The organism is Novosphingobium colocasiae (assembly GCF_014652555.1).
Classification (GTDB): domain Bacteria; phylum Pseudomonadota; class Alphaproteobacteria; order Sphingomonadales; family Sphingomonadaceae; genus Novosphingobium; species Novosphingobium colocasiae.
The window spans coordinates 410,900-432,764 of the sequence record NZ_BMZA01000001.1 but is presented as its reverse complement, the minus strand read 5'-3'; the positions used below and the strand labels follow the sequence as shown (position 1 = coordinate 432,764).

General features: G+C 67.3%; 19 protein-coding genes. 16 read left to right on the top strand and 3 right to left on the bottom strand.

Annotated features, from left to right (window positions below):
* Positions 1-3: 3 nt before the first annotated feature.
* From IE122_RS02130 to IE122_RS02100, 7 genes are all read left to right on the top strand, one after another.
* Positions 4-657, top strand: a complete 654-nt coding sequence (locus tag IE122_RS02130; RefSeq protein WP_229813644.1) for a flagellar basal body L-ring protein FlgH — start codon at positions 4-6, stop codon at positions 655-657.
* A gap of 148 nt (positions 658-805) precedes the next feature.
* A complete protein-coding gene (locus tag IE122_RS02125; protein ID WP_229813642.1) occupies positions 806-1,891 on the top strand; it encodes a flagellar basal body P-ring protein FlgI in 1,086 nt (361 codons plus the stop codon).
* On the top strand, positions 1,888-2,229 hold the full coding sequence (locus IE122_RS02120) for a rod-binding protein (RefSeq protein ID WP_229813640.1): 342 nt from the start codon (positions 1,888-1,890) through the stop codon (positions 2,227-2,229). Before IE122_RS02125 ends, IE122_RS02120 begins: the two co-directional genes overlap by 4 nt.
* A gap of 2 nt (positions 2,230-2,231) precedes the next feature.
* Positions 2,232-3,563, top strand: coding sequence for a flagellar hook-associated protein FlgK (gene flgK / locus IE122_RS02115; protein WP_189619426.1), 1,332 nt, complete (start codon positions 2,232-2,234; stop codon positions 3,561-3,563).
* A gap of 16 nt (positions 3,564-3,579) precedes the next feature.
* The gene (locus tag IE122_RS02110; protein ID WP_189619425.1) at positions 3,580-4,503 is read left to right on the top strand and encodes a flagellin N-terminal helical domain-containing protein; all 924 of its coding nucleotides are present in this window, start codon (positions 3,580-3,582) and stop codon (positions 4,501-4,503) included.
* Between the two features lie 67 nt (positions 4,504-4,570).
* Entirely contained in the window at positions 4,571-5,434 is an 864-nt protein-coding gene (gene motA / locus IE122_RS02105) for a flagellar motor stator protein MotA (RefSeq protein ID WP_189619424.1), read from the top strand.
* 1 nt (position 5,435) lies between these two features.
* Positions 5,436-6,272: a flagellar motor protein MotB gene (locus IE122_RS02100; RefSeq protein ID WP_229813639.1), complete on the top strand. Its 837-nt coding sequence runs from the start codon at positions 5,436-5,438 to the stop codon at positions 6,270-6,272.
* Positions 6,273-6,315: 43 nt separating this feature from the next.
* On the opposite strand, the gene IE122_RS02095 is transcribed toward IE122_RS02100, so the two are convergent.
* Positions 6,316-7,191: a hypothetical protein gene (locus tag IE122_RS02095; protein WP_189619422.1), complete on the bottom strand. Its 876-nt coding sequence runs from the start codon at positions 7,189-7,191 to the stop codon at positions 6,316-6,318.
* Between the two features lie 272 nt (positions 7,192-7,463).
* On the opposite strand from IE122_RS02095, the gene IE122_RS02090 reads away from it, so the two are divergent.
* Both IE122_RS02090 and IE122_RS02085 read left to right on the top strand, forming a co-directional pair.
* On the top strand, positions 7,464-7,745 hold the full coding sequence (locus IE122_RS02090) for a type II toxin-antitoxin system Phd/YefM family antitoxin (protein ID WP_189619421.1): 282 nt from the start codon (positions 7,464-7,466) through the stop codon (positions 7,743-7,745).
* Entirely contained in the window at positions 7,738-8,079 is a 342-nt protein-coding gene (locus tag IE122_RS02085) for a type II toxin-antitoxin system RelE/ParE family toxin (protein ID WP_189619420.1), read from the top strand. Before IE122_RS02090 ends, IE122_RS02085 begins: the two co-directional genes overlap by 8 nt.
* Positions 8,080-8,218: 139 nt before the next feature.
* On the opposite strand, the gene IE122_RS02080 is transcribed toward IE122_RS02085, so the two are convergent.
* Complete coding sequence (locus IE122_RS02080; protein WP_189619419.1) at positions 8,219-10,099, bottom strand: AMP-binding protein; 1,881 nt, start codon at positions 10,097-10,099, stop codon at positions 8,219-8,221.
* A 347-nt stretch (positions 10,100-10,446) separates the two neighbouring features.
* Here IE122_RS02080 and acs point away from each other — a divergent pair, with 347 nt between their 5' ends.
* On the top strand, positions 10,447-12,396 hold the full coding sequence (gene acs / locus IE122_RS02075; RefSeq protein ID WP_189619418.1) for an acetate--CoA ligase: 1,950 nt from the start codon (positions 10,447-10,449) through the stop codon (positions 12,394-12,396).
* A 6-nt stretch (positions 12,397-12,402) separates the two neighbouring features.
* Here acs and IE122_RS02070 read toward each other — a convergent pair whose 3' ends face one another.
* On the bottom strand, positions 12,403-14,127 hold the full coding sequence (locus IE122_RS02070) for a hypothetical protein (RefSeq protein ID WP_189619417.1): 1,725 nt from the start codon (positions 14,125-14,127) through the stop codon (positions 12,403-12,405).
* Positions 14,128-14,398: 271 nt separating this feature from the next.
* Between IE122_RS02070 and IE122_RS02065 the strand changes: the two genes are divergently transcribed.
* The 6 genes from IE122_RS02065 to IE122_RS18310 form a co-directional block, all read left to right on the top strand.
* Positions 14,399-15,673 carry a TolC family protein gene (locus IE122_RS02065; RefSeq protein WP_229813637.1) on the top strand — a complete coding sequence of 425 codons (1,275 nt, stop codon included), beginning with the start codon at positions 14,399-14,401 and terminating at the stop codon, positions 15,671-15,673.
* Positions 15,666-16,835 carry an efflux RND transporter periplasmic adaptor subunit gene (locus IE122_RS02060; protein WP_189619416.1) on the top strand — a complete coding sequence of 390 codons (1,170 nt, stop codon included), beginning with the start codon at positions 15,666-15,668 and terminating at the stop codon, positions 16,833-16,835. Before IE122_RS02065 ends, IE122_RS02060 begins: the two co-directional genes overlap by 8 nt.
* Positions 16,836-17,019: 184 nt before the next feature.
* Positions 17,020-18,480 carry an OpgD/OpgG family glucan biosynthesis protein gene (locus IE122_RS02055; RefSeq protein WP_308430386.1) on the top strand — a complete coding sequence of 487 codons (1,461 nt, stop codon included), beginning with the start codon at positions 17,020-17,022 and terminating at the stop codon, positions 18,478-18,480.
* Positions 18,477-20,318 (top strand): glucans biosynthesis glucosyltransferase MdoH, encoded by a 1,842-nt coding sequence (gene mdoH, locus IE122_RS02050; RefSeq protein WP_189619415.1) that lies wholly within the window; start codon positions 18,477-18,479, stop codon positions 20,316-20,318. The genes IE122_RS02055 and mdoH overlap by 4 nt, the downstream gene beginning before the upstream one ends.
* A gap of 94 nt (positions 20,319-20,412) precedes the next feature.
* Entirely contained in the window at positions 20,413-21,360 is a 948-nt protein-coding gene (locus tag IE122_RS02045; RefSeq protein WP_189619414.1) for a DUF7064 domain-containing protein, read from the top strand.
* Between the two features lie 143 nt (positions 21,361-21,503).
* Positions 21,504-21,865 (top strand): helix-turn-helix domain-containing protein (locus IE122_RS18310; RefSeq protein WP_229813635.1); only part of this gene is annotated, 362 nt, incomplete at its 3' end.

Below are 21,865 nucleotides of genomic sequence, written 5' to 3'. Positions count from 1 at the left end.
CTGTTGGCAGCTTCGCTTTGCTTGCTGGTGGCTGTTTCGCCCCCGGCACTCGCCCGCAAGGCCCCCAAACCTTCCGGGTTCGAAGCCACGCTGCCGGTCGCCCCGGCGGAGCAGCCCCCGGCAGGCGGCGCGATCTTCAACGTGACCACCGGCTATGCCCCGCTCTACGCCGGCACCCGCGCCGCGCGGGTGGGCGATCCGCTGACCATTCTGCTGATCGAGACGACCACGGCATCGAAATCGGTCAGTTCCAAGAGCCAGAAAGGCGGCGGCGCATCGATCACGCCGCCAACGGCCGGCATCCTGTCCTTCCTCAACCCTAATGCGCTTAAAGCCAGCTCCACCTCGTCGTTCAATGGCCAGGGCAATGCCGCGCAGACGAGTTCGCTGAACTCCACCCTGTCGGTCACCATTGCCGAAGTCCGCAGCAACGGCACCGCGCTGGTGAAAGGGGAAAAGAAGATGCTGGTCAGCCAGGGCGACGAATGGGTCCGGTTCTCCGGCATCGTGCGCCTGTCCGACATTGACGCGGAAAACCAGATCGCCTCGACCAGGGTCGCCGATGCACGCATCGAATATACCGGCAAGGGCGCGCTGATGCGCTCCAGCCGGCAGGGCTGGCTGGGCCAGTTTTTCAACATGATCTCGCCGTTCTGAGGTGGGCGTGATGAAGCCGATCCAGCAGGCGATCGCCCATCTTCTCCCCTCCCGTTTACGGGAGGGGTCGGGGGAGGGCATGTTCCCGCGACTCGCTTTGAACAACAGGCCCTCCCCCGGCCCCTCCCGCCTGCGGGAGGGGAGATTGATGGCAGCGGCGCTTTGCGCGCTGGCCTTCCTGTTCCCACCCCCCGCCCATGCCGAGCGCGTCCGCGACCTTGGGCAGTTCCAGGGCGTGCGCACGAACCAGCTCACCGGCTACGGCGTGGTCGTCGGCCTGCCCGGCAGCGGCGACGACAATCTCGAATACCTGACGCAGGCGATGAAGGGCGTATCGGGCCGCATGGGGCTGACCCTGCCGCCGGGCATCGCGCCGGGCCTCAAGAACGCCGCCGCCGTCATCGTTACCGCCGATCTGCCCGCCTTCGCCAAGCCCGGCCAGCGCATCGACGTGACGGTTTCGACGATCGGCAAGGCCAAGTCACTGCGCGGCGGGGCGCTGGTGATGACCCCGCTTTATGGCGCGGACGGCCAGATCTACGCGATGGCGCAAGGCAACCTCGCGGTCGGCGGGCTCGATGCATCGGGCAAGGACGGCTCGAAAGTCACCGTCAACATCCCCACCGTCGGCCGTATCGCCGATGGCGGCAGCGTCGAACGCGCCGTCGCTACCGGGTTCGACAGCGGCGAGACGCTGCGCTGGAACCTGTTCGAAGCCGATTTCCTGACCGCCGCGCGGGTACGCGATGCGATCAATCGCCGCATCCCCGGGCTCGCTTCGGTCGAGGACGGGGTAACGCTGGCGCTGCACCTGCCGGCCGATGCCGATGCCCGCGCCAACACCATGGCGATGATCGAGATGATCGAGGTCAGCCCCGCCGAAACCCCGGCGCGGGTCATCGTCAACAGCCGCACCGGCACCGTCGTCATCAATTCGGCGGTGCGCCTGTCGCCGGCGGCGATCAGCCACGGCAAGCTGACGGTGCGGATCGACGAAAACCCCACCGTCGTCCAGCCCGCCCCGCTTTCCAGGGGAAAGACCGCAGTGGAACAGAACTCGACCGTAACCACCGATGAGGAAAAGCGATCCGTGGCGCTGTTCAAGGGCGGTGCCAGCCTCGCCAGGGTGGTCGATGCGCTCAACATGCTGGGCGTGACGCCCAGCGATCTCGTGGCGATCCTCGAAGCCTTGAAACAGGCAGGCGCACTGAAAGCGGAAATGGTGGTGATATGAGCAGCGGGTCCATCCCTACCCTCACCGGCATGACCGGCCTGGCCGCCGGCCCCGACGCCGGCGATCGCGAAAAGCTGAAGGCCACCGCGCGCCAGTTCGAGGCACTGTTCATGCGCCAGATGCTGGCCGCAGCGCGGGCCACCGATTTCGGTGGAAACGACCTCCTGGGATCAAGCGCGATGCAGACGTTCCGGCAGATGCAGGACGATCACATGGCCGACGTGACCGCGCAGACCGGAACGCTCGGCCTCGCCTCGGTGATCGAGGCCCAGATTGCCCGGTTCCTGCCCGCAACCGCAGATGCCGATACCGGCAAGACCGACACGAAAGCGGGCTGACGATGGGTTCCGACCTCCTCTCGATCGGCCGCACCGGTGCCCGCGCCGCGCGCGCGGCGCTGGACGTGACGGCGCAGAACATCACCAATGCCGGCTCTGAAGGCTATGTCCGCCGCAGCGTCCGGCTGGCGGAAGTCGCGAGCGGCTCGATCGCGGCGGTGCCGGCCGATATCAACCTGTCCGGGGTAGCGGTGGCCGGGGTGACCCGCAACGCCGATCTGTTCCGCCAGTCCGAAGTGCGCCGCACCGGAGCCGACGCCGCCCGCGCCGGCACCGAGGTGGACGGGCTGACCAACATCGAAACCGCCGTCGAGCAGACCGGCGTCTACGACGGCATCGTCAAGTTCGAGGCCAGCCTGCAACAGTTGCTGTCCGATCCCACCGACGGCTCGCTGCGCGCCGCCGTCACCGAGAGCGGGCGGACCATGGCCCAGACCTTCAACGTCGCGGCCAGCAGCCTTGACGCGGTGGGCACCGGCCTGCGTTTCGAGGCGAACGACGGCGTGACCGGGGTCAACCGGGTGGCGGGCGAACTCGCCCGCGTGAACCTGCGTCTCGCCCGCGCGATCGACCAGTCGAGCGACCAGACCAGCCTGCTCGACCAGCGCGACACCCTGCTCCGGCAGTTGAGCGAACAGACCGACCTCACCACCACGATCGCGCCGGACAACACCGTCACCGTAGCGATCGGCGGCATGCCGGGGGTGACGCTGGTGAACGGCGGCACCGCCAGCCCGCTGGCTGCGACCACCGCCGCTGACGGCACCCTCGCGTTCACCCTGGGCGGAGCCCCGGTGGCACCGGCATCGGGCGCGCTGGCGGGCAAGAACCAGGCGCTGGCGCAGCTATCGCGGACGCGCCACGATCTGGATGCGGTGGCCGCCGATCTGGTCGCCACGGTGAACGCAGCTCAGGCAACCGGCGTCGATCTGGCAGGCAACCCCGGTCAGCCGCTGTTCGCCGGTTCGGACGCGGCCGGCATGGCGATGATCGCAACCGGCGGCAGCGCGGTCGCCACCGCCACCTCGGGCACCAACAGCCGCGACCCTGCCAACCTCAAGGCCCTGCGCAGCGCGCTGGCGACGAATGATCCGGCGGGCCGCACCGACACCATCCTGTTCGCGATATCCAGCGCCGTGGCGGGCCGCGCGGTCACCCGCGATGCGCTCACCTCGATCGCCGACAACGCCCGCATCGCGCTCCAGGCGCAGGCCGGGGTCGATCTCGATCAGGAGGCGATCAACCTCACCCGCTACCAGCAGGCGTTCCAGGCTTCGGGCCGGGTGATCCAGGTGGCGTCCGACATCTTCGATACGCTGCTGGGCATCCGGTAAGCGAAGGAACAGTACCATGGCGATCCTATCCACCAGCACTTCGGCGTTCTTCGAAAGAAGCCGCACCGATATCAAGGCGCTGCGCAGCCAGGCCGAGCGGTTGCAGGGCCAGCTTTCAGGCGGCAGCAAGCTGGACCGCTCCTCCGACGATCCGGTCGCCGCCTCGCGCCTCAGGGCGCTGTCGCGGCTCGAACAGCTTTCCGGGATCGACAAGGCCAACGCCAGCCGCGCCAACGCCGATCTGACGCTGGCCGACGGGGCGATGTCCGACATGACGGACGCCCTGATCCGCGCCAAGGAACTGGCGACGCAGGCCGCCGGCGGCACGCTGACGGGGGCGCAGCGCTCCAGCATCGGCGATGAACTGCTGCAAATCCAGGGCAACCTCGTTGCCCTCGCCAATGCCCGCGATTCCAGCGGCCATGCGCTGTTCGGCGGCGAGAATACCGGCGATGCCTATGCCCTCGATGCCAACGGCAACGCCCGTTATGTCGGCACCGCCGCCACCGGCAGCCTGCCGCTGGGCGAAGGGCAAAGCGTGATCCGGTCGATGACCGGGCCCGAGTTCCTGTCCTTCCCGAACGGCACCGGCGGCCAGACCGACCTCATGGCGACGGTCAAGGCACTGGGCGATGCGCTGAAAGGCGGCACGGCCGATCCGGCGGGCGCGGCACAGGACGCGCTGGCCTCGCTCCAGACCGGGCTCGATACCCTGACCACCGGGCAGACCGTGATCGGTACCCGGCTCGCCTGGATCGAGGTCACCGGTGATCGCCGGGTCGATCTTTCCACGCTGCGCAGCACCGAGGAAACGGACCTTGGCGCGACAGACATCGCCGGCACCATCGCCCGCCTGCAGGAAACCCTGATGGTGCTCGAAGCCAGCCAGGCCAGCTTCGCCAAGCTCGCCAATCTCAATCTGTTCAGCACGTTGAACTGACGCCCGTTTTTCACCGCTTCCGCCCCCGGCACGGCGGAGCGATCAGGGCTGACAAGGAACATTAACCATGTTTGCAATCATCGGCATCGTCGTCCTGCTGGTGATGGTGTTCGGCGGCTTCGCGATCACCGGCGGCGCGCTCGGCCCGGTGTTCGAGGCGATCCCGCACGAAATGCTCATCATCGGCGGTGCCGCCGTGGGCGCGATCGTCGCCGGCAACTCGATGCACGAACTCAAGGGCATCGGCGCGGGCTTCATGAAGATTTTCAAGGGCCCCAAGCACAACAAGCAGGACCACATCGACGCCATCATCCTGACCAGCCGGCTGATGAAGATCCTGCGCTCCGAAGGCCCGGTGGCACTGGAAAGCCACGTCAACGATCCCAAGACCTCCTCCCTTTTCGCCGAATTCCCGCGCCTGCTCGGCAATCATGAACTGACGGCGCTGATCTGCGACACGCTGACGCTGATCGTCGTCTCCTCGGGCACGCTGGAAGTCCATGCGGTGGAAGATGTGATGGACAATGCGATGAAGACGCATTTCCACGAACAGCACGAAGCCCAGCACGCGCTGCAGAGCCTGGCAGATGCCCTTCCCGCGCTCGGCATCGTCGCCGCCGTGCTGGGGGTGGTGAAGACGATGGGCTCGATCGACAAGCCGCCCTCGATCCTGGGGGCGATGATCGGATCGGCGCTGGTCGGCACCTTCATGGGGGTGATGCTGGCCTATGGCATGGTCGCGCCGATGGCCGGGCGGCTGAAACAGGTGCTGGAGGCGGACGAGCAGATCTTCCACGCGGTCAAGCAGGTCATCATCGCCAGTCTGCACGGCTGGCCGCAGCCGCTGGTGGTCGAATCGGCCCGCTCGGGCCTTGGCCATGCCTTCCGCCCCGGCCTTTCCGAACTGCTCGACGCGATGCGGGGGCGCTAAGGTGGCACCGCCGAAGAAGGCCGGCAAGGAACCGCCCCGTCCGATCATCGTCAAGAAAATCACCGTCGTCGCCGGGGGCCACCACGGCGGCGCGTGGAAGGTCGCCTATGCCGATTTCGTGACGGCGATGATGGCCTTCTTCCTGCTGCTGTGGATCCTGGGCGCGACGACCGAGAAACAGCGCAAGGGCATCGCCGACTATTTCTCCCCCACCCTCGTCAAGACGCGCGAGAGCAGTTCTGGTTCGTCGGCCGGGCTGCTCGGCGGCTCCTCGCTGGTGGACAAGGACAACCTGCCCCACCCCGGCGGCCAGGGCACCAAGTCGATCACCATCCCGCGCGATGCCAGCGGCGGCACCAGGGAAGGCGCGACGATGATGAAGCGCACCCGCACCAAGGATGCGCTGGAAGCCAAGCTCCAATCCTCCGCCGCGCTGCGCCGCCTCGCCCGGCAGGTGCGGATGATCGACACGACCGAAGGCGTGCGCATCGATCTGGTGGACGATGCCGACTTCGCGATGTTCCGCCTTGGCACCACCGTGCTGACCCCCGAGGCCGATGCGCTCCTCAAGGCGCTGGGCGAGGCGCTCGGCCCGGATGCGGGCGGCGTGACCATTCGCGGCCACACCGACGCGCTGCCGTTCCTGCCCGGCACCGTGGGCAACAACTGGTCCCTCTCCGCCGGCCGTGCCGAAGCCACCCGCCAGGCCCTGATGCGAGACGGCATATCCGAACAGCGCTTCCGCCGGATCGAGGGCGTGGCGGATAACGAGCTGCTGATACCGGGCGATCCGCATGATCCGCGAAACCGGCGGATTTCGGTTACGGTGATGGATTGAGGGCGAACGCTGCGATGTTTGACGAGCCGCGAGCGTCAGTCCGTCATTTGGGAGGAACAGGCGTGATTTCCAGCGCGCCCGGTTCAACGATATTCACGCCACCGAAGACCAGAATGCCCGTCTGATAGTCTACGAGCGAATAATCCTTGTAGCGGCCGAGATCATAGCCCCTCATCTTCAAGGGTTTTCCCACGAAAGGGAGAAATCCATTCGTGTTAACCCTTGCGCTCTTGTCCCGGGTATAAGGCGTCGAGCGGTCCAGCAGCATCACCTGGATGGCCGTCTCCAGTTCCGAGGTCAGAAGCTCCTTGAGACGCGCGCCGCCGTTCGCGGCCAGACCGTTTTCTCCCAGCAGCGGGAACGCCTTACCTTCGCAGCAGAAATACTTCACTGCCTTGGGGGATTCATTGGGAGCCCCCGTGGCAAGCTTCGTCTTCAGCACGATATAGGGGCGAACGTCCGTCTCGTTCTGAAACGTGATGACAACGTAGGGCACCACGTTGAGGGTGCGGCCGCTCGGCGTCGAACCAAGCTGGAACTGCTGCTGGTACTTCCCGTCTGCCAATATGGCCTGAGTCAGCTCGCCTGCCTTCGTAATGGCGTCGAAGCGCAGATCGTCTTCCATGCTCTGCACTTTGGCCGTACCGTCACCGGCATTGGCCGAACTCTGCACCACCATGCCGACCGGCCCGAAAAGCAGGCCAAGCGCCCCACCCTTCTGATGCCCCGAGATGACGACGTTGCTGTCGGGGATACGATGGATGCCCATGGGAAGATCGGACATGCGGCTCATCCCATCGTTCGAATAGACGATGGTCGTCGGCGCTGCCGGCGGTGGGGCAGCGGCGTCTTGCGCTGAAACCGCCGGTGAAGCCAAAACGGCCAGGCCGCCGACAATAGTCAGAATGAGTTTGCGCATCTTTACCCCAATAGCCCTACACTAGACCGCTCCGGCTACTGAACAGCCGACCCCAAGCAGTATTCGATTTGTGTGTACCGGAAACGGCCACCCGATCAACGGGCAGGACAAACAATATACCCCTTCGCCGCAGCCCAGAAGAATGTCGAGACCCAGCCACCCTCCGCGGGAACGCACAGATACGATCGTTCTGCACTTCTGGCTCCAGGGCAATTGCGTCGGGGGTTGATTCAGCCTATATTCGGACCATATTCAGTCCACAAGGATGCTGCATGCGCCTATCGACCCGCATTCGACCCATCAGCTATCTCAAGGCCAACGCCGCCGAAATCCTGTCCGATATCGCTGAAAACCGGCAGCCGATGGTAATCACGCAGAATGGCGAGGCGAAGGCTGTGCTTCAGGATGTGGCCTCGTTCGATCAAGCTCAGGAAACCCTGGCCATGCTGAAACTGCTGGCGCTGGGCCAGCAGGATATCGAGGCGGGGCGGACCAGAAGCGCCCGGGACGTCGCTGGGCGGTTGCGGGCGAAAGCGCGGCGTGGGAATGACTGAGCGGCGCTACGCCGTAGAGATCACAAGGGGAGCCGAGGATGATCTCGAAGAAATCCACAGCTACCGCATGGAGCTACGCGGAGGCGACGATGCCGATGCACTGATCGATCAGTTCCTGGCCGTGATCGAGACTTTGGAAACCTTTCCCGAGCGCGGCGCAGTACCGAAGGAACTGGAGAGCACCGGCATCCGCGAGTTTCGGCAGCTCCTGCTCGGCCCCTATCGCCTGATCTATCGCGTGATGGACACGCGGGTCATCATCCTCGTCATCGTTGATGGCCGGCGGGATGTGCAGACCTTGCTCGAACGCCGGCTGCTGGGAAGACCCGCGTAACGGCGGGACAACGCAGGCTTAAGCCCGAAACAACCGCTGTCTCGCACCCGGTTTCACGGGCCGTTCTGTTCACGTCGGACGGCATGATGCCGGAACCCGTTCAGCACCGTGTTGCTTGGGTGGTCAGAGGCTCGCCCCCCTAACTCACCCCCTCCTTCACCGCCTGCACGATCAGCTCCGGCACCGAAGGGTCCTCGATCGTGGCGGGCATCGTCCAGTCCTCGCCGTTGAAGATCTTGCGCAGGAGGTTGCGCAGGATCTTGCCCGAGCGGGTCTTGGGCAGCAGCGGCACCACGAACGCGGTCTTGAGCGCGGCGACGGCACCGAGATCAGCGCGGACGGCGGCGATCACGCGGTCGTGGAGGGTCTCGTCGGCGTCGAACCCGGCGCGGGGGACGACGAAGGCGACCGGGATCATGCCCTTGACCGGATCATCCGCACCGATGACGGCGCATTCGGCAACGCCGTCCTGGCGAGCGACGATCTGCTCCATCTGCCCGGTCGATAGGCGATGCCCGGCGACGTTGATGATGTCGTCCGTGCGGCCCATGATGTTGAGGAAACCGTCGGGATCGAAGTGGCCGGCATCGCCGGTCTCGTACCAGCCGGGGAAGCTGGCGAAGTTCTTGGCGAACCCGGCCGGGTTGTTCCACAAGGTGGCGAAAGTGCCGGGGGCCAGCGGGGCCTTGATGGCGACCGCGCCGCTCTGCCCGTCGGGCACCGGCTTGCCGTCATCCCCTAGGATGGCGAAGGCATAGCCGGGGACGGGAAAGCCGCAAGAGCCACGCCGGCGGCGCACGTCGCCCAGGCCAAAGCAGCTTGCGATGGCGGGCCAGCCCAGTTCGGTCTGCCACCAGTGATCGATCACCGGCAGGCCGCTGTGTTCCTCCAGCCAGCCGATGGTGTCGGGATCGGCGCGTTCGCCGGCCAGGAAGATCGCGCGGCAAGCGCCGGTGCCGATCTGGTGCAGCAAGGTGGCGTCCGGGTCTTCCTTGCGGATGGCGCGGATGGCGGTGGGGGCGGTGAAGAAGCCTTTGGCACCGTTGCGCGTCATCACCCGCCAGTACGTGCCGGGATCGGGGGTGCCGACCGGCTTGCCTTCGAACAGCACCGTCGTCGCCCCGGCGATCAGCGGGCCATAGACGATGTAGCTGTGCCCGACGACCCAGCCCACATCGGATGCTGCCCACCACGGATCGCCCGGCTCGATGCCGTAGATGTGCTTCATCGACCACGACAGCGCCACCGCGTGGCCGCCGTTATCGCGCACCACGCCCTTGGGCACGCCGGTGGTGCCGGACGTGTAGAGGATATAGAGCGGGTGGCCGGCGGCAACCGGCTCGCAGGCCGGGACCGGGTCGGCGGCGGTTGCGGCGCGCAGGTCCTGCCAGTCCAGATCGCGGGGGGACTGGATCGCGGCGGGCACTTGCGGGCGCTGCAGCACCACCGCGCGCTCCACCTTGTGCGCGGCGCTATCGAGCGCTTCATCGACCAGCGGCTTGTAGGCGATCACCCGCTTGCCCTCGATCCCGCACGATGCGGTGAGCAGGACCTTGGGCGTAGCATCGTCGATCCGCTTGGCCAGTTCGTGCGCGGCGAAGCCGCCGAACACCACCGAATGGATCGCGCCAAGCCGCGCGCAGGCGAGCATGGCGAAGGCGGTTTCGGGGACCATCGGCATGTAGATGACCACCCGGTCACCCTTGCCGACGCCGAGCGAGGCGAGCATCGCCGCCACCCGGCCCACTTCATCGAGCAGCGCGGCATACGTCCATTCCGCCCGCGCATCGGTGGCGGGGCTGTCGTAGATCAGCGCCACCTGATCGCCGCGCCCGTCGGCGACATGGCGATCGAGCGCGTTGTGGCAGGTGTTGAGCACGCCGTCGGCGAACCAGCCGCCGCCCTCGTCCCAGGTCCGGGTCGGCGGGGTGAACCAGTCGATCGCGCGGGCGGCCCCGGCCCAGAATGCTTCCGGGTTTGCGGTGCTGGCTTGCCAGGCTTGCTGGTAGGCTTCGCTCATTATCCTCTGCCTCGTTTTCTGGGTCTTGCTGTGCGCAGGATCGTTCCGGAGAATTATCAGCGACGGGCAGCGTCCGAAAGCCTGCCGGGGCGGCATAATCTTATATTTCGAGAAACGATCCACACCCCGCCCGCGCTGCCGACCGCGCCATCACGCGCGGTTATCCCGTGCATGGTCATTTTCCCGGTGTTCTTGTCCCGAATTCCCCCCCATATTCGCAACGAATGCGCATACATTCAGCCTAGACCATGGTCGGGGGTTCGCCTGTTGCAGGCGTGGTCTATGCTATGCACGAACCTGTCGTCCTGCGGGCGAAAGACGGATAATTTGAGAGGAGATCTGGAAAGATGGCACAGCCGCTGTACCCGGTTCCCGAGGCCTGGGCCGAGGGCGCGCTGATCGATGCCGAGGGCTATGCCCGCAGGCATGCCGCTTCGCTGGCCGACCCCGACGGGTTCTGGCGCGAGGAAGCCGGCCGGATCGACTGGATCAAGCCGTTCACCCAAGTGCGCACCACCAGCTTCCACGAAGCCGACTTCGGCATCCGCTGGTTCGAGGACGGCACTCTTAACCTCTCCGCCAATGCGCTGGACCGGCATCTGGCCACGCGCGGCGATCAGGTGGCGATCCTGTGGGAGCCTGATGATCCGGCCAACCCGGAACGGCGCATCACCTATCGCGAACTGCACGAACAGGTCTGCCGCTTCGCCAACCTGCTCAAGCAACGCGGCGTCGGGCGCGGCGATCGCGTCACCATCTACCTGCCGATGGTGCCCGAAGCGGCGGTGGCGATGCTGGCCTGCGCGCGGATCGGCGCGGTCCATTCGATCGTGTTCGCCGGCTTTTCGCCCGATGCCCTCGCCGGGCGGATCGAGGATTGCGAAAGCCGTATCGTCCTCACCACTGACGAAGGCTTGCGCGGCGGCAAGAAAGTGCCGCTCAAGGCCAATGTCGATGAAGCGCTGACCCGCTGCCCCGCCGTCGACACCGTGATCGTGCTGGCCCACACCGGGGCCGGCGTGCCGATGGTCGAAGGCCGCGACATCGACTGGGCCGCTGCCGTCGCCCGCCAGAGCGCCGAGTGCGCGCCGGAGGAGATGGGCGCGGAAGACCCGCTGTTCATACTCTACACCTCGGGCTCCACCGGCAAGCCCAAGGGCGTGTTGCACACCACCGGCGGCTACAGCGTCTGGGCCAGCATGACGCACCAGTACGTGTTCGATTACCGCCCCGGCCAGATCTACTGGTGCGCCGCCGATATCGGCTGGGTGACCGGGCATAGCTATGTCGTCTACGGCCCGCTGATGAACGGCGCGACCACGGTGATGTTCGAAGGCGTGCCCAACTTCCCCGATCCCAGCCGTTTCTGGCAGGTCGTCGACAAGTTCGGCGTCGAAATCTTCTACGGTGCCCCCACCGCCCTGCGCGCGCTGATGCGCGAGGGTGACGAGTGGGTGAAGAAGACCAGCCGCAAGTCGCTGCGCCTGCTGGGTTCCGTCGGCGAACCGATCAACCCCGAAGCCTGGGCCTGGTACTATGACGTGGTCGGCGAAGGCCGCTGCCCGATCGTCGATACCTGGTGGCAGACCGAGACCGGCGGGGTGATGATCAGCCCGCTCCCCGGCGCGACCGATCTCAAGCCCGGATCGGCCACGCTGCCGATGTTCGGGGTCAAGCCGATGCTGCTGGACAACGACGGGACGGTGATCGAAGGGCCGGGCGAAGGCTGCCTGGTCATCGCCGATAGCTGGCCCGGCCAGATGCGCACCGTTTGGGGCGATCACGAGCGGTTCTTCCAGACCTACTTCACGACCTTCAAGGGATACTACTTCACCGGCGACGGGTGTCGCCGCGATGCCGATGGCTATCACTGGATCACCGGGCGCATCGACGATGTCATCAACGTATCGGGCCACCGCATGGGCACCGCCGAGATCGAAAGCGCGTTGGTCGCCCATCCCAAGGTCGCCGAAGCCGCCGTGGTCGGCATGCCGCACGAGATCAAGGGACAGGGCATCTATGCCTTCGTCACCTGCAATGCCGAAGTCGAGCCCGACGATGCGCTGCGCAAGGAACTGATCCAGTGGGTCCGCCACGAGATCGGCCCGATCGCGACGCCTGACCTGATCCAGTTCGCACCGGGCCTGCCCAAGACCCGGTCCGGCAAGATCATGCGCCGCATCCTGCGCAAGATCGGCGAGAACGACACCTCGAACCTGGGCGATACCTCCACGCTGGCCGATCCGTCGGTGGTCGATCACCTGCTGGCCAACCGCCCGCAACTGGCCAGCGCCTAAGCGGCTCTACCGGGCAGGGACGACGCAGCCCTGCCCGGCCAGCGGGGCCATGCGGCTTGGGAACAGCGCGTTGTCGGGCGTATCGGCCGGCAGCAGCCCCATCGCGCGAAACGTGCCGCGCGGCACCGGCAGCACGGTGCCGCGCCGGCACAGTTCGACCAGCGCCGGGCCGGACAGTTCGTAGCTGGAGAATACCAGCGGCCGGTTCGACAGGTCTGGCAGATTGCGGACCTGATCGGTGATCTGCGGCGGATATTCGGTGTCCAGCACCACGAAATCGGCGCGCTGCCGCCCGATCCATTGCGACATCGCCGCGTAAGGGCGCACGAAGACATGCGCCTGCCAGCCCAGGAACGGCAGCAGCCCCGCCGTCGCCAGCGCCAGCCATGCGGTGGTTGCGGCAGCGCGGCGGGGGGCATTCTGGCTCCACCGCTGGTATCCGGTCCCGGCCAACAGGATCAGGTTGCCCAGCACCGGATGGAGGTAGCGGTAGCCCCAGCCGTGGCCCTGATAGGGCATGAGCACGGCGATCGCCCCCAGCGTCAGGACCACGCCCGCCATCAGCGGCAGCGCGACCCCCCGGTTACCCCGCACCGTCGGCCAGGCCAGCGCCGCCAGCGGCAGCACGAACAACGGCGTCCACACCGCGAACCGCAGCAGGTTGTACGCCATCAGCGGCAGCGCATAAGGCTGCGGCGTGGCGAGGATCGCCAGTACCCGGGCGATCAACCCTTGCGGCGCGCCGACGCCACCGGCGGGGAGAACGCCCGCTTCGCGCAGCACCAGCCCGGGGTAGCTGGCCCAGAACAGCCCTGCGAGGCCATAGCCTGCGGTATAGATCGCAAAGGTGCGCCAGCGCCGCTCGGCAAGCAGGCTCAGGATGAACGGCGCGGCGAACAGCGGGTGGAACACGATCTGGTGCAGCCCCATCGCCAGCCAGCCGATGGCCAGCGCCGCCACCGTTTCCCACCTGCCACCCCGCAGGAACAGCGCCAGCCAGACCAAATTGAGGGTGAGGTGAGCGGTCATCGCGTAACCGGTCATCCCGGTCACCAGGATCTGGGCGCTCAGCAGATAGCCGCCAAGGCAGACCCATACTGCGCCGGGGCATGTCGGGAACAGCCGCAGCGCCACGCGCCAGAGCGCCAGCAACCCGGCGGCCGTCAGCAAGGGATTGAGGAGCGCGGGGTCCGCCACGGCTCCGAACAACGCGCGTAGCGCCGCGTTGACGGGCAGATAGGACGATATCAGCGCCCTGTGCCCCGGCACATCCATCAGGAAATCCGGGACCAGCGCCTTGGCGAAAGGCTGCCATGACGGCGCGAGCGGCTGGGCAAGATGCCCCGCCGCCAGCACATGGGCATCGAACAGCGCCATATGCTCATCGCGCGACACCGGATAGTTCGCCATGACCAGCCATGTCCCGGCCCACAACAGCGCGACGATCGCCGCCGCCATGGCCCGGACACGACGCGGGCGCGGCATCGCTTGCGGCCAGCCGGGCGTCCGCGGCGCGATCAGCGCCACCGCGATCAGCGCGGCGATGGCGTAGAGCGCGCCGGGGCGGTCCTGCGCCAGGAAATAGGTGCGGCTGACCAGCGCATCGTCAACGCCCGAAAGCAGCGCGACTAGCACTGCCATGCCCAGCGCCACCGCCAGAAACACCACGCTTTCGCGCGCCTTGGGCGTCATCGCCTGATTGTCCCCGTCTGTCCCATCGCCCCCGGCCATACCGCCGCCAGCGCGATGGCGTAACCCGAAACCGCCGCAGGCACGGGGCGGGCAGCAGCTATTCCCTGCCGCATTCGCGTTGTCCGATGAAACAATCTCCGTTGCCATCGGTTTTCGCCTGTCGGTCTGTTCCCAAGGGGAGGGTGCGGGGTCATTGCCTGTATCACGCTACTTCGTTTCATCTGACGCGCGCTGCCGGACCTCTTGGCCAAGGTCATGCCGCGATGCAGCAGGATTTTGCCTTGACGATAGTTGCTGCTATCGCGAGGCAGTGCCCTGTCGTCACGCCCTTGGCCCCTCCTTTCGCGCAAAGCTCCGTCTGAAGCGCGGCGCGATGGCGCTGGCGCTGGTGATGGGCGGGATGCAGCCGACGATCGCAGCCACCCCGGCCGCCGCCACTCTGCTCCAGACCCCGGCCCCGCCCCCGCCGCCCGAGACGGCGCTGTGGTGGCACAGCGCGGGCGATGCCGTGCTGGATCAACTGATCGAGCGCGGGCTGGCGACCGACAAGCCGCTGGCCTGCGAAGCGCAAGCGCTGCATCGCGATGGCGGCAAGGCCCGGACGCGCGACAAGCGGCTGGATCGCAGGATCGCGCGGCTGTTCGGCGCGGCGGGGGCCGAGGCCGATAGCGCCGATCTTCAAGCGCGCGCTTATGATTATGCCGATCACCGCGCCCGGCTGGCCGCCCGCATCGCCGCCACATATCTGGATGTGCGCCGCCTGCAGGAAATCGCCACGCTGCGCCGCAAGATGCAGGCACAGTTCAAGGACAACGCCGAAATCGCCCGCTTCCGCCGCGAAGCCGGGCTGGTGGACGGGCTCGACGTCGGCCTGGCCGGATCGCTGGTGGCGATCAACGGCAGCAGCCTGGATGCCGACCGCCAGACTTTCGAGGACAAGGCGCGCGAGCTGGCCGACCTGACCGGAATGGACGAAACCACCCTGCTCGCCTCGCTCGGCGAGGAGGGCAAGGTTCCCGACCTGACGATTGCCGCTGCCGCCATGCCGGCCGACAAGGCCACGCCGCCAACCGGCATCGCGCTGTACCGGGCCGATCTGGCGGCACTGGAACGGCGGCTGACGGCGGGGCTGCTGCGCGATGGCGTCGGCGCGCAGGACATTGCCTCAGCCCTGTCGGTCTCCGGCGGTGACGCCGGTGCCGACGAGAAGGCCGCGCTGGCCGCGCGCAGCCTGGGGCGGCTGCGCGCTGCCGAGAACGATGCGCGCGCGCAGATCGCGCGTGAGCGCGATGCGATGACGGCGACCGCCGCGCGGCTGGCGACGCTGGACCGCAAGGCCCGCGATTCGCGCGCTACCGCTGCCAGCGCGCGCGTCGCCTATCGCAACGGCATGGTGCCGTTCTCCGCGCTCTATGCCGCCGAAGCGGCAGGCTCCGGCCTTTCCGAGGCGGGGATCGGCGCGCGCGCCACGCTTGCCGGAAGCGCGGTGCGGCTTGCCCGGGCGCTGGGCCTTGGCTGGGTGACAGGCGATCTCCAGCCCGGCCCGGTCGGCATATCGAGCACCGAGGTGCTGGTCTGTGAGTGACGGCAGCGATCACTCCCCGCTTGACGATTTCCTCGGCACCGCGCCGCGCCGCCGGCGGCGGCATATGGTCAGCATCGCGGTGCTGGTGGTGGTGGCGATCGCCGCGCTGGCGCTGGCGCAGCGCTTCCTGACCGGCCAGCAGGGGCCATACTATTTCGCGCCGGTTACCCGTGCCGACCTCACCCCGCTGATATCCGAGCACGGCACCATCAACGGCGAGGGCGAGCTGGTGGTTCGCGCGCGAGTGGCCGGACCGGTTACCACGCTCACCGTCCAGCCCGGCGACACGGTGCGCTTCGGCCAGGAACTGGCGCGTATCGATCCGTCCGAAGCCATGCTGTCGCGCGATGCGGATGCGGCGACGCTGACAGCCGCCGACGCCGAACTGCGCGCCGCGCGGGTGCTGGCGGCGCAGGCCCGGGCCCAGCTTGCCCGGTTCGAAACGGTGTGGAAGAAATCGCGCGGGCAAGTGCCTTCGGCCAACGAGATGGCCACCGCGCGCGCTGCCGCCGCCAGCGCCGACGCCCAGGTCAACGCCGCCGCCGCCCGCGAAAAGGCGGCGCGCCTGCGCGCCAAGGGGTCGCATGACGCAACGGCCGGGGCCAGCATCCGCGCGCCGTTCGCCGGGATCGTCGCCACCATCGCCACCGCCGGCGGCCGCCGCGTCACGCCGGGCACGCCGCTGTTCACGCTGGCCCGCACCGGCAGCCGGCTGACGATGGCGGTGCCGCTTGCGGGCGAACTTGCGGCATCGCTGAAACCCGGCAGCGCCGCCACCGTCCGGCTGGACGATGCCCCGGATACCCCGCTGACCGCATCGCTGACGGGCATCGCGCCGGGGCCCGCCGGCCCCAAAGCCACGTTCGCGCTGGCGGATCCCGAGCACCGCGCCCGCGCCGGGATGAAAGCGACGCTGGAAATCGAACTGCCGGTGCGCCGCAACGCGCTGCTGGTGCCGAACGCGGCGCTGGCGTTCGAGCCTTATGCCACGGCCGACCGCACGCGCGCGCGCATTCATCTTTTGGGCGACGACGGCGCGCCTGCCCGCGTCTACGTGACCACCGGCGCGAGCGACGGGAAGTCGACCGAAATCTTTGCCAGCGGCGTGCAGCCGGGGGCGCAGGTCATCATCGGCTGGCGCGATCCGCCGCCCGCCCGCTGAGCGCCTGCCCACGCCCTGCAACCGCAACGGCCTCGCAACCAATCGGCGCACGATGCGTATGACTGATGCCGACAATCGCCGAGGAACCGGAAACCTGCCCGAATTGCCAGTCTCCCGCCAAGGTTTGCTCCGGGACGCGCCTGTCGGCCCGGCCCTGTCCCGCCGCCATGCCTGTTCATTGGCCTTGAGCCTGATCGCGCTTTCGGCGCTGCCTGCCCGCGCGCGCGCGGCCGGAAGCCGCTTCGGCCCGGATGAGGCGTTTTCGCGGCAAAGCTTGGTCGAGATGGCCCGCCGCCTTGCCGCCACGCGCTATGTCGCGCCCGCGCCCTCGGCTTCGGCCGCAGCCAATTTCGATGCTTACGTCCAGGCCGCCTATGGTCCCGCCGAGGTCCTGCCCGGCAACCTGCGGCTGTTCCCGGTCAGCCAGGCGGTCGCCCCGGCGGCGGTGGCGCTGCACATCGTGGAAAACGGCCGCGCCCGGCGATTGATCGATGCCAGCGGGCTTTATCCCGGCACCGTCGCCGCCGAACCGGCAGGCTTCCGGGTCATGAACGCCGATCTCAAGGCGGACTGGCTTGCGTTCATGGGCGCATCCTATTTCCGCGCCGCCGGATCGACCGGGCAATACGGCATCTCCGCCAGAGGCATCGCAATCGATACCGGGGCCCCGGCGGGTGAGGAATTTCCCGCCTTCACCGCGTTCTGGATCGAGCCGGTGGCGGCGGATCGCATCAAGGTCCACGCCCTGCTGGACGGGCCGAGCCTGACCGGGGCTTTCACCTTCGACAGCCATCACCATCTCGACGGCGATCGGCGCGGGGTCAGTCAGGATGTTCAGGCCAGCCTGTTCTTCCGCCGTGACATCGCCCGACTGGGCATCGCGCCGGCCAGTTCGATGTTCTGGTACGACCAGACCGGGCCGCGCGCGGACTGGCGTCCGGAAATCCACGATTCCGATGGCCTCGCGATCTGGTCTGGCACCGGGGAGCGGATATGGCGGCCGCTGGACAACCCCACGGTCGCCCGCCTCAGCGCCTTTCGCGCCGACAGTCCGCGCGCGTTCGGGCTGATCCAGCGCGATCAGACGTTTGCCAATTATCAGGACGACGGTGCCTTTTACGACCGGCGGCCGGGGCTGTGGGTGGAGCCCAAGGGAAGCTGGGGCGCGGGCGCGGTGATGCTGTACGAGATGCCGACCGCCGGCGAAACGCTGGACAATATCGCCGCCTTCTGGGTGCCCGATGCCCCGGCGCGCAAGGGCGGGCGGCGCGAGCTGGCCTATACGCTGACCTGGACATCTGCCGATCCCAGTGCTGATGCGGCATCGCGTTGCGTCGATCTTTACGAGGGGCCCGCCGGCATCCCCGGTGCCGCGCCGGAAAGCGGCGCGCGCAAGTTCGTGTTCGACTTTTCCGGCCCGGCGCTGTCCGGCCTGGCGCGCGACAGCGGCGTGACGGCGGGGACCGACCTGCCCGCCGACGCGGTGATCCGTTCTGCCGCCTATCCGGTGGTGGGTGAGGACGGCCACTGGCGGGTCATGCTGGATGTGCGCACGGCGAAGTTGTCGCGCCCGGAATTCCGCGTCTACCTCAAGCGCGGGGCCGATGCGCTGAGCGAAACCGTCATCAAGGCGATCGATCGATGAGCGCGCCGCACAACCCCGCCGCGCCGCCGCGGCCGTTGCCCGATGAAGCGCCGCTGGCGATGCCGGTGCAGCGGCTGCAAGGCAATCCGCCGGGCGCGATCGAGGTGCGCACCCAGCCGCACGGCATGGCGGTCAAGCGGCTGCTGCTGATCCTGCTGACCGCGGTGATCGGCCTGGCCGCGTCAAGCGAGCTGCGCTTCACGTTTTCGCGCGATGGGCTCGATCCGCTGGAGATCGTGCTGCTGCTGTTCTTCGTGCCGCTGTTCAGTTGGATCGCGTTCGGTTTCGTCAGTTCCGCGATCGGCTTCATCAACCTGATGACCGGCGAACACCCCGGCTTCACCGCCGTGCCCAGCCCGGCGTCCACCCTGCGCCATCGCGTGGCGGTGCTGATGCCGGTCTACAACGAGAGCGTCGAGGCGGTGTTCGCCCGCGTCGAGGCCATGGCCCGTTCCATCGACGACGCCGGCGGCGCACCATGGATCGATTTTTTCGTGCTGTCCGATTCCACCGAACTGCAGGGCCGGCGCGAGGAAGCGGCGTGGCGCGCGCTGGCCGCGCGGGCACCGATCCCGATCTATTACCGGCGGCGCGAAAAGAACATCGCGCGCAAGCCCGGCAACATCGCCGAATGGGTGCAGCGCTTTGGCGGCGCTTACGAATGCATGCTGGTGCTTGATGCCGATTCGATGATGAGCGGCAAGGCCATCGTCGGCCTGGCATCGATCATGGAGGCGCGCCCGTCGATCGGCCTGTTGCAGACAGTGCCTATGATCATCAACGCGCACACCTGGTTCCAGCGCTGGATGCGCTTCGCCACCGAAGCCTATGGCCCGATCGCATCGGCTGGGCTGCTGTGGTGGTCCGGCTCCGAAGCGAACTTCTGGGGCCACAACGCGATCGTGCGCACCCGGGCCTTCGCTGAAAGTTGCGGGCTGCCCGAGCTTCCCGGCAAGGCCCCGTTCGGCGGCCACATCCTGAGCCACGACATGCTCGAATCGGCGCTGCTGCGGCGGCGCGGCTGGGCCGTGCACATGGTGATGATCGGCGGCAGCTACGAGGAGTTTCCGCCCACCATCGTCGATCATGCGATCCGCGACCGGCGCTGGATGCAGGGCAATCTCCAGCATCTGCGGCTGCTGGGATCATCGGGCCTCCACTGGGCCAGCCGGCTGCACCTGCTGATCGGCGCATCAGCCTATCTGACTTCGCCGGGCTGGCTGCTGCTGGTGCTGGCGACCATCGCCCGGGTGGTCGGCGATGCGGGCACCGGGGTGGCCGGGGTCGCCCCGCCGAGCGTGCTGGGGCTGACGCTGGTGCTGCTGTTCGGGCCCAAGGTGCTGGGCATGATCTGGCTGCTCGCCAACCGCGAACGGCGGCAGGGCTTCGGCGGCGCGTTGACGGCGCTGCGCTCGTTCGTGGTCGAAGTGCCGCTCGCGGTGCTCTATGCCCCGATCGCGATGGTCAACCAGACCCGCGCGCTGTTGGGGCTGCTGCTCGGCATCTCGTCCGGCTGGACGACACAGGCGCGCGAGGCGCGGCGCATCTCGATCCGCGAGGTCGTTCCCGACTTGCGCGAGCATCTGGCGCTGGGAGCCCTGTTCGCCGCGCTGTTCGCGTTCGATCCGCCGACCGCGATCTGGCTGCTGCCGCTGACCGTCGGCCTGCTGGCATCGCCATGGTTCGTCAGCCTGACCTCGGCAGTCGGCGCGCAGCCGGCACCGGGCAGCCTGTTCACCGTGCCCGATGCCGAACTGGACGCGCCAGACTCGGACGAAGATACCATCGCCGATCCGCCGCTGGCACCTGGGGCCACCGGTGATCGTTCTTCATTCTGACGAATTCTGGCGACGAAACTTCGGAAATACGCTGTAAGCATGGGCTGCGAAGCACCGGGCGGGATCATGCCCGGGCACGAGAGGATGACTGCCCATGCGCTATGAAGACGTGACCACCGACTGCGCCCTGCTCGATCCGGCCGACGATGGCCGGCACAAGCTGCGGGACGAGCCGCTGGCTCGCGAATCAACGGTGTTCTGTATCGAGCTGCCCGAACACGGCATTGCCGGCTGGGTCTATCCGCGCGTCACCGGCGACGGGCTGGCCGGTGGGACGATCTGCGCGTTCGGGCCGGGCGTTCCCGGCGGATCGATCTTCGAAAGCTTCCGCAACGTGCCGGTGGCGGATGATGCCTGCTTCAAGGACTGGGACGTCGGCGGCGTGCGGCTGACGCTGGGCGATCCGCTGCGCACGGCGCACATCGTCTATACCGGCGAACGGGTGGCGATGGATTTCACCTTCGAGGCGACTCACCCCGCCTACAGCTACGATTCGCATCCCGATGGCTGCCCGCAGTATTTCGCGGACAACCGCTTCGAGCAGAGCGGCCGGGTCAAGGGCACGATCACGATCGAGGGCAGGACCATCCCCTTCGACACGCTGGGGCAGCGCGATCACAGTTGGGGCACCCGCAACTGGGGCGTCAACTATCACTACAAATGGTTCCACGCGACCGGCGAGGATTCCGCCATCCACTTCTTCAAGATGGAATACCTCGGCCGCCACCTTATCCGGGGTTACGTCTACAAGGACGGCCACATGTCGCAGATCGCGGATGTGGACGTGATCGACTTCGTGCTGGACCAGGACATGATCCACAAGGAAATCGAAGTGTCGATCAAGGACGTGGCGGGCCGCACCACGCATATCCTGTCGAAGCATTTCGCCCATCAGGTTTACCCGATCGACGAGCTCAACATCCTTAACGAAGTGGCGACGACGACGGTTATCGACGGCAAGCCGGGGCTGGGCTGGTGCGAGATGTACTGGGACAGCCGCTATCTGGCGCACATGAAGCAGCACGCCCACATCCGGCGCTAGTCATCTGGAACTGGAGCAAGTGGCATTGATTTCGTCATCCCGGGCTTGACCCGGGATCCCGCTTTTCTCCCGTCCGGGCGCGAAAAGAAGCGGGACCCCTCTGAGTTCACAAACGAAGTGCAACACCTCAGACAGGTGGTGCCATGTCGAGATACACCCAGCTTTCGCTTGAGGAGCGATGCTCGATTGCCCGGCTTCGCGAAGCCGGGCAATCGATCCGGCAAATCGCTGCAACTCTGGATCGCCAGCCGTCGACCATCGCGCGCGAACTGAAGCGCAACACCGGCAACCGGATCGGCTACCAGCCAGCCTATGCCCAGGCGCAGACTTCGGCGCGGCGCTGGAGCGGAAGTCGTCTGGAACGTGACGATGACCTGCGTGGCGCGGTGCTGGACCGCCTTGCCGCAGGCTGGTCGCCCGAGCAGATCGCCGGACGCTTCCAGCACGAGGAAGGACGCAAGGTCATCAGTCATGAAACCATCTACCGCTTCGTCTACGCTCAGCT

Excerpts from the sequence above, each read along its gene's own strand:
- IE122_RS02125 (WP_229813642.1), top strand. The coding sequence starts at position 806 with ATGGCAGCGGCGCTTTGCGCGCTGGCCTTCCTGTTCCCACCCCCCGCC.
- IE122_RS02120 (WP_229813640.1), top strand. The coding sequence starts at position 1,888 with ATGAGCAGCGGGTCCATCCCTACCCTCACCGGCATGACCGGCCTGGCC.
- flgK (WP_189619426.1), top strand. The coding sequence starts at position 2,232 with ATGGGTTCCGACCTCCTCTCGATCGGCCGCACCGGTGCCCGCGCCGCG.
- IE122_RS02110 (WP_189619425.1), top strand. The coding sequence starts at position 3,580 with ATGGCGATCCTATCCACCAGCACTTCGGCGTTCTTCGAAAGAAGCCGC.
- motA (WP_189619424.1), top strand. The coding sequence starts at position 4,571 with ATGTTTGCAATCATCGGCATCGTCGTCCTGCTGGTGATGGTGTTCGGC.
- IE122_RS02095 (WP_189619422.1), bottom strand. The coding sequence starts at position 7,191 with ATGCGCAAACTCATTCTGACTATTGTCGGCGGCCTGGCCGTTTTGGCT.
- IE122_RS02090 (WP_189619421.1), top strand. The coding sequence starts at position 7,464 with ATGCGCCTATCGACCCGCATTCGACCCATCAGCTATCTCAAGGCCAAC.
- IE122_RS02085 (WP_189619420.1), top strand. The coding sequence starts at position 7,738 with ATGACTGAGCGGCGCTACGCCGTAGAGATCACAAGGGGAGCCGAGGAT.
- IE122_RS02080 (WP_189619419.1), bottom strand. The coding sequence starts at position 10,099 with ATGAGCGAAGCCTACCAGCAAGCCTGGCAAGCCAGCACCGCAAACCCG.
- acs (WP_189619418.1), top strand. The coding sequence starts at position 10,447 with ATGGCACAGCCGCTGTACCCGGTTCCCGAGGCCTGGGCCGAGGGCGCG.
- IE122_RS02070 (WP_189619417.1), bottom strand. The coding sequence starts at position 14,127 with ATGGCCGGGGGCGATGGGACAGACGGGGACAATCAGGCGATGACGCCC.
- mdoH (WP_189619415.1), top strand. The coding sequence starts at position 18,477 with ATGAGCGCGCCGCACAACCCCGCCGCGCCGCCGCGGCCGTTGCCCGAT.
- IE122_RS02045 (WP_189619414.1), top strand. The coding sequence starts at position 20,413 with ATGCGCTATGAAGACGTGACCACCGACTGCGCCCTGCTCGATCCGGCC.